The sequence below is a fragment of the Nocardia sp. NPDC050630 genome (assembly GCF_044457245.1).
Taxonomy (GTDB): domain Bacteria; phylum Actinomycetota; class Actinomycetes; order Mycobacteriales; family Mycobacteriaceae; genus Nocardia.
In genome coordinates this window covers 932,253-939,287 of sequence record NZ_JBITGN010000001.1, presented here as the reverse complement: position 1 = coordinate 939,287, position 7,035 = coordinate 932,253, and the positions used below count along the sequence as shown (strand labels likewise).

The 7,035-nt window shown below is 64.4% G+C and carries 6 protein-coding genes; 1 reads left to right on the top strand and 5 read right to left on the bottom strand.

Features of this window, described 5'->3' with window-relative positions:
* Positions 1 to 3: 3 nt before the first annotated feature.
* Together ACIBG0_RS04205 and ACIBG0_RS04200 are read right to left on the bottom strand one after the other, a co-directional pair.
* Positions 4 to 1,599, bottom strand: a complete 1,596-nt coding sequence (locus tag ACIBG0_RS04205; protein WP_397029044.1) for a hypothetical protein — start codon at positions 1,597 to 1,599, stop codon at positions 4 to 6.
* A gap of 16 nt (positions 1,600 to 1,615) precedes the next feature.
* A complete protein-coding gene (locus tag ACIBG0_RS04200; RefSeq protein ID WP_397029042.1) occupies positions 1,616 to 3,013 on the bottom strand; it encodes a hypothetical protein in 1,398 nt (465 codons plus the stop codon).
* A 327-nt stretch (positions 3,014 to 3,340) separates the two neighbouring features.
* On the opposite strand from ACIBG0_RS04200, the gene ACIBG0_RS04195 reads away from it, so the two are divergent.
* Positions 3,341 to 3,769 carry a helix-turn-helix domain-containing protein gene (locus ACIBG0_RS04195; protein WP_397029040.1) on the top strand — a complete coding sequence of 143 codons (429 nt, stop codon included), beginning with the start codon at positions 3,341 to 3,343 and terminating at the stop codon, positions 3,767 to 3,769.
* Between the two features lie 30 nt (positions 3,770 to 3,799).
* On the opposite strand, the gene ACIBG0_RS04190 is transcribed toward ACIBG0_RS04195, so the two are convergent.
* From ACIBG0_RS04190 to ACIBG0_RS04180, 3 genes are all read right to left on the bottom strand, one after another.
* Entirely contained in the window at positions 3,800 to 5,056 is a 1,257-nt protein-coding gene (locus tag ACIBG0_RS04190; protein WP_397029038.1) for a tryptophan 2,3-dioxygenase, read from the bottom strand.
* Between the two features lie 10 nt (positions 5,057 to 5,066).
* Complete coding sequence (locus ACIBG0_RS04185; RefSeq protein ID WP_397029037.1) at positions 5,067 to 6,110, bottom strand: aminotransferase class V-fold PLP-dependent enzyme; 1,044 nt, start codon at positions 6,108 to 6,110, stop codon at positions 5,067 to 5,069.
* 91 nt (positions 6,111 to 6,201) lie between these two features.
* Positions 6,202 to 6,936, bottom strand: coding sequence for a tryptophan 2,3-dioxygenase family protein (locus ACIBG0_RS04180; RefSeq protein ID WP_397029035.1), 735 nt, complete (start codon positions 6,934 to 6,936; stop codon positions 6,202 to 6,204).
* Positions 6,937 to 7,035: the final 99 nt, after the last annotated feature.

Below are 7,035 nucleotides of genomic sequence, written 5' to 3'. Positions count from 1 at the left end.
CGCCTACCCCGGCCGAGAGGCCGCGTCGACCAGCACCGCATGCAGGATTTTCGCTTGAACGCCAGCATCGCTACCGCGCAGCACTACCTCGGCGAACGCGGCGCCGAAGGCTCGACTCACGTCGAATCCGCCTGGGGCCGCGGTATCCCCGGTCAGTTCGGCACGCCAGTGCTGGTAACCGTGCACCACCTCGGCGAGTGTGCGGTGTCGTCCCGGCTCCCGACGCAGATACTCCGCGAGCAGGACGCGCTGCGCCTGCCTGCGCGCGAGACCGCCACCGATGCCATCGAGAGCCCGGCCGAACTCACGTAACGTGGCCTCGTAGATGCCCAGCTCGGCACCGGTTTCCGCGGTTTCGGTAGCCGCCATCGGCTGCTGCGCGGTCCGCTGGTCGAGAGTGAGCGAGCGAGCCGCGCCCTGGGAGTTGTGCGGTTCGGAACTCCACCGCACCATGCCCGATTCGGCGCCGAGTTCTGCCACCGCGACGACATCCAGGGCGATCGCCGGGTAGTCGGTAAGTACCCGGTCCACCGCGGCAACGAACTCCCGCACCGCCGACACCTGCAGGCCGGGCGTATCGAATCCGGCCACACGCACGTCGTGGTGATCGGCCAACGTCCGCGCCAGCCACCCGACCATGGGATCGGAAGCCGGCCGCCCGCCGGAATCGCGCCGGTCACGCCCGCGCCGCTGTTCGTCGGTGGGCTTGTTCGATCGCGGCGGGGAACCGTACCGGGGGCTCGAGGGACTCGGCTGGGCGCTCGCCGGTGGGCCGGGTGTCCGGGGCTGTTGCCCGGTCCACGGAGTGTCTCGCCGCCCCACATCGACCGCAGGCCGCGGTCCGGACGCCGTGCCTGGGAACCGGGCTGCCTTCCGCGTGGCGGCCAGGGACAACACGCGGGAAGACGGGGGCAACACCGGGGAGGACGGAGGCAACACCGGGGAGGACGGAGGCCGCCGACCGGACTCGCCAGCACGGTTGCCGGATTCGCCACTGTCCTCTCGCCCGGCCCGCTCCGACCCCTGGCGTGTCCGATCCGAAGAATCCGGGCTTCGCGGACCACCTTGCGGCGTGGACCTCTCCGTGGAGGCCGCCGGCGACCGCTGGGCGCCGGGCGCGGATCGTTCGATGGGCTGCGCCGTGGGATACGCCTGGCCTCCCGCCGCCGCAGATGTCGCCGCAGGATCGTACGTCATAGGTGAGTGTGTGCCAGCCAGTGCAGGCATGCCGCCGGGGCCGTCCGACCGCTGCGGCGCGGGCTCCATGGTGTTCGGGTCCACATCCCCGGCTGTGGCGCCTACCTGGTTGGCAAGGTATGCGTCCTGCGCCTCGAATTGGCGTGCGGCGTCGATGATTCCGGCGGCGGTGCCGTGCAGGCTCTCCTCCACTGCCCGCACATCGGCCAGCAACTGATCGGCGTGCGGCCTGAACTCCTTGGCGAATGCGAGGCCGATATCGTCGTCGCCCCAGCTGCCTTCGGACTGTGCCACGCAATCGCGCAAGCCCGCATAGGTCTGCCCCACCCGGTCACCGAGTTCGGCCAGTCGCGCTCCACGATCTCGCAGACTGTCCGGATCCAACCGAACTTCATCGTTCATGTCCCCACCCCGTCGGTCAGACTCGGCCGCTGCTGCGCATTCGGAACCGTCGCTCGAAATCGGCGACGAACACCGACAGCGGCACCGAAGAGGTGGAGCGCTCCACGACGCCATCGTCAGCGACATAGAAAACCGCACGGTCCAAAGCCATTTCACCGTCCGGCACCGGCGAACGCACCAACCAGCCCACGCTGATCCGATCGGCCCGCAATGTAGACAGCGAGTAACCCGTGGTGTCGTAACTGCGCTGGCGGACGTGATCCCGCACCAGATCGAGCGCGTCGGCTTCGCGGATCCCAGCAACGTGATCGGCAACCAGATCCGCAAGCATCAACTGGAAGAGCCCACCGGCGATGTCGACTCCCTCGCCATCGCCGACGACCTGCACCAACGCCTCGCGAGTCACCGCGCCCGCCTGCGCCGCCAAAACCAGCGGTTCAGCGGCTTCCGGACTTGCACCCGACCGCTCACCCAGCAGGCTGCCGACAACTCCCGCAACCGTCGAGACCGTCCACACCGCGGGCAGCGCCGGCGCGCACTCCGGTATCGGAGCGGATTCGCCCCGATACCATCGACCGCCCTCCCACCAGTAACAAAACGACAGCAACCCGGTTACCGCACGCGGATTGAGCACCGGATCCGCCACCCAATCCGGTGCTCCCGCAAACAATTTCGGCATCGCGCCACTCCCGTTGTAGGCGGCCTCCAAGACAGGCGCATCCCACACACCGCCCGACAGCACCGCCCGGTCACCGGGCAGCAGAGTCAACGTCGAGCCGCTGCGTCGCGCACTTTCGAAGATGCCCACCGACGGTCCGATCCGCGGACCCCGCCCCGATCCGACTGCCACGAAGGCCGCGGCAAGCACCGCCCACCGAGCCCACAACACCGCCAGCTCCGGCAGCTCGCCAGCCACAGCCACCGCCCGCACGCCCGCACGCCGGTCCGCCCGCATCCCGTCCCCGGCAGCCTGCGGCGGCCTCGACTGGCGTTCACCGCGCCCGATGTAAGCCGCCAACCACACCGGCAACCGACCGCGCGGATAGCGTTCCAGATCAGCCAGATAGGCATCCGGAGTAAACAACTGCTCGCCAGGGAATGGCTCCTGCGCACCTTGATCCGCGACGACATCGACACCGTCCGCGTCGATGCGCACCAGCAACCGCCACCACGGCCCACCTTCCGAACCCGCAGACAGCCGCCGATGCCGACGCACCATCTCCCACACCGCATCCGAAACCTGGTACCGAATCGACCGGCTGCCATCGTCGACCCTCAACAGCGCCGATTCGGCGACCACGGTCATCGCGAACCACGCCTCCAGCCGCTGCCACCCGGGCAGGACAAGCCGGCGCAGCTCATCCGCGATCCGATCAGCCAACACCGCGAGATCCTCACCTCCGGAACTGGTCACCGCACCCTCCACGGGTTCTGCTCGCCCGGGACTCCGCTTCGTGGGCGAGGTCAGCGTTCGACTGCGCCATCTCCTCGGCGAGTTGGTGCAGCTCCGGTATCAACGTGCGCAACTCATCGGGATCGACCGACAACGGTGGACCCATCTGATCTCCCTTCGGAACCTCTGCCCGCGCGTGGTGCCAGTCATGTCAACATGGGTGACGACGAGGCACCCATTATCTTCACATCAGTTGATAATCGTGATTGCAACATGCCCGGCGTTGTCTGTCAACGGTCGTCAAGCGATAATGGCTCGTAACCATTTCAGTTGACGGGAAGGCGATCGGTGGACGAAACAGCCTCAACGTTGGCGTCGAGATTGACCCATCTGTTCGACGTCGTGCGCAGGCCCGACGGGCGCGAGTTCAGCAACGAGGAGGTCGCCACCGCAATCGCGCGCCACCAGGGGGTGAAGTTGTCGGGCTCGTATGTCTGGTACCTGCGTACCGGTCAGCGAGACAATCCGACCTTTCGGCACTTGAGCGCCCTGGCTCGATTCTTCGGTGTTCCCCCTGCGTACTTCTTCGACGACGAGACCAGTCGCGAAGTCGACGCCGAACTGGGTCTGCTGACTGCCATGCGGGACGCAGGTGTGCGTGATGTGGCGCTGCGGGCAGCGGGCCTTTCTGCCGAAAGTCTGGCAGCGGTCACCGACGTGATCAACCGTTTTCGCCGATTGGAGCGACTGCCCGGAGGCTCACCCGGCGACCAATAACACGCGAAGAACTCCGACCCAGCCAGGGTGTCAGACCACAATCGGGTTGTCGGGAGCCGCGTTGCTGACGGGCTCGACGGTAGTGAAAACCGGAGTCGTGCGCGAGGCCGCCAAGTATGGGGTGCCCTCGGTATATCCAGTGCCACTGGCACCGCCGAGCATGCGCACTGCGAGTCGATAATGAGTAGTGCGCCAGCGGAGCAGAGCGGCCGAGAAGCTTGTCATCGCCTCTGCCAGCCGCTCCAGTTCGGATCCGGCGATGTCGCCCGAGCGGCTCGCACCGGTGTAGGCATCGTCGAGCGTGCATTCCTGACCGGCGAGGACCCGGCCGCGCACCTCAGGCACCGAGCGGTACGCGGGTGAGTCGACACGCTCGGCGTCCGGGCGCCGACACAGCGACTCGACGAGCTTGTAGCTTCGCGACTGGATCGCGCTGGCGCCCTCGGTAAACTGACGAAACGTCCTGAAGGACTCGACCTGCATCGTGGCAAGCATCGAGAACAGCGGTGCCGCCTCGCGCAATGCAGTCGTCGAGTTGCTGATGAAGTAGACCGCTCGGCTCACTTCGCCGGCCGCCAGTGCCGCCACGGCACCGCGCAGATGCATGGCCAGCAGGGTGAAGGTTGTTTCGAAGGTCTGCAGCACCCGAATAAACAGGTACTCGTCGTGCATGGTGTAGACGGGAAGGATGCTCAGCTCCACCACACGCCGCTCCGTGAAGGACATATCGGCGTGCACGACTGCGCTGACTTGCTGCGCCCGGTCGACTGCCCCGTCATCGGTCAATCCGCGGTCCAGTGCCAATCGCGCTAACGCTGGCTGGATCGCACGCAATCCATGCCGAATCCGCTTGTCGACCATATCGCGTGGCGGACGCATTGTCGGCAGCACCGTGGTCCGCCCCTGCATCGCGGCTAGTTCGAAGGCTAGAACATCCGCGAGAAGTTGCACTGTGCGCCGATCACACCGAGACTGCGCGAAAAGCGCCAGCTCTATGGGGTCATCGATGACGGGCAGCTCGAGCAGCCGCAGGGCCAGGTAAGTCGGATAATCATATCGGTTGTCCAGTTTATCCAGCGCACTGTCCAGAAATGCGGATAGGATTCGCACCGGCGGCCAAGGACCACCGAGCCGCGGCAGTATCGCGCGGGCCTGGTCGAGCAGTTCCAACGTATCGGTGGGCACGAAGTGCTTGCCGACACTGTGATACCGGCGAAGGACTGCATCGTAGGGAAATTGTTCGGCGGCCGGCGCACGGAGCCACGACATGAGTTCAGCGGTGGACATCAGAGCCTTTCTATCGATGCAAATATTCAGACGTACGTCGGATGTCGCGCAGCGCCGCGCATAGGGCGATGATGTCCTCGACATTGCTGTAGTAGTGAAAAGAAACCCGTACCACGTCGTGACGTGGGCTGACCGCGATGTCATATCCGGCCAGTTGGCGAGCGAGTTCGGCGGGGTCGGTGTCGATAATTCCGATATGCGCGCCACGGTGCTCGAGCGGGACGGGGCGTACATGCTCACCTTGTGCACTCAATTGCGCGCGAGCCAGTTCGCCCAGATGTCGTACGTGATCGCGAACAAGCGCGAGATCCAGCTCACCGATAAGTTGCAGTCCCGCCACGGCCGCATAGCATGCGGGCACGGCCGGTGTACCGGTTTCGAATCGAGTCGCCGATGCCGGGTAATCCAATTGCACGGGGTTGAAAGCATGCGGGTCGACTCGCCCGAACCAGCCTGTCAGAGTCGGCATGTGGTCGCCATATTCGGGCGCACGGGCGTAGAGGAAAGCGAGGCCGGGCAAGCCGAGTAAATACTTCGACGTACCCGCAACGAGGAAATCGCAGCCGAGGCTTCCGACGTCCACGGGATCCACACCAACCGCCTGATAGGCATCAACGAAGACTTCGGCACCGGCCGCATGCGCGGCGTGGACGACTTCGACGACCGGCAGCCGGATCGCGTGCTGATAACTGATCAAAGGCACCGAAACCAAGCGGGTTTTTCGGTCGATGAGTGCTGTGAAGCTATCTTCGGTATGACCGGCGTCGACAACCTCGGCGCCGCACTGCCTCTGGGCGCGCCAGACATGGGCAATAGACGGAAATTCGACTGTTGTGGTGACGATACGAGGGCGAGTTCGCCAGCTCCGCGTAGCGGCGACTTGGAAGGCGCCGATCGATGCGTTGGGAACTACCGCCACTTGTTCGACCCGCGCGCCGATCAGTGTCGCAAACCGATTTCGCGCCACACTGATCTGGTTCTCGAATGCCTCCCAAGCTGCGCCGCCACGAGTCATCTCCGCCAGCATCCGAGCCACGGCGCGGTCGAGTTCCACGGAACGAGCCCCAAGGCTGCACGTAGCCAGATGTACTGTGCGTTGCAACATCGGAAAGTGAGATCGGAATGTCTCAGGAGACATAGGCCGACTACTCATCTCCGACTTCCCGGGTAGGTTCGGCATTCGGCTGCGCCATCGGCCCGGTCTCGGTAAGGAGACTTCTGATTTCCCACAGTTCGGGAAAGAACCTGTGCGAGATCAGTTTGGTCAGCATTGCGACCGGCGTGCCCTGCGTGCCGGTGGCTTGATGTCCGATCAACCGTGCGGTGATCTTGAAGTGCCGGACCCGCCACAAAGATACCCGCTCGTCCCATTCGATCAGCGCCTCGGCCAGGCGGTGTATCTCGGAATGCTGTTCGTTCCGATACACTTCGACAAGGTCGATGCGCCGATTCTGCACGAACGTGGTGAAAGATTTCCCGATAGTCCGACTAGCCCGCCGCACCGAAAGCCAGCCCGGCGAATCCGATCCCGAACCGTGGCCGAGAATGGTACGGATAATTTGGAAGTCCCACGGGGACAGATGGCGCATCATCTCCAACTGGTCGGTGATAAGCCCCATTGCCAGCGATGCTCGGGTCAATAATGCGATTGCGCTGTTCAGATCGGCATTATCGATATCCTCGGCCGCCTTGCATAACTCGGCGCAGGCCAGCTTGAGCCACAACTCGGTCGACTGATGGACGATTTGGAAGAGTAACTCGTCACGGTGCACCCTTTCGTCAGGGCGGCGCTGCAAATCTAGCAGTCGATCGGTACGCATGTAACGGGCATAGTCATTATCGCCCTCGCCACTCAATATCTGCTGGGAGTAATCCTTCATCGCAACACCTCGATGCGAAACACTGTCTCGATGCGTCGCCGACAAGGCTGATTTCCATCTGTTGTTTTCCAGCCGATCGAGCCCAGCTTGTTGTCACCG

Bases quoted from the DNA above. Each gene is read 5' to 3' on its own strand.
- ACIBG0_RS04205 (WP_397029044.1), bottom strand. From the start codon at position 1,599: ATGAACGATGAAGTTCGGTTGGATCCGGACAGTCTGCGAGATCGTGGA.
- ACIBG0_RS04190 (WP_397029038.1), bottom strand. From the start codon at position 5,056: ATGTCCACCGCTGAACTCATGTCGTGGCTCCGTGCGCCGGCCGCCGAA.
- ACIBG0_RS04180 (WP_397029035.1), bottom strand. From the start codon at position 6,936: ATGAAGGATTACTCCCAGCAGATATTGAGTGGCGAGGGCGATAATGAC.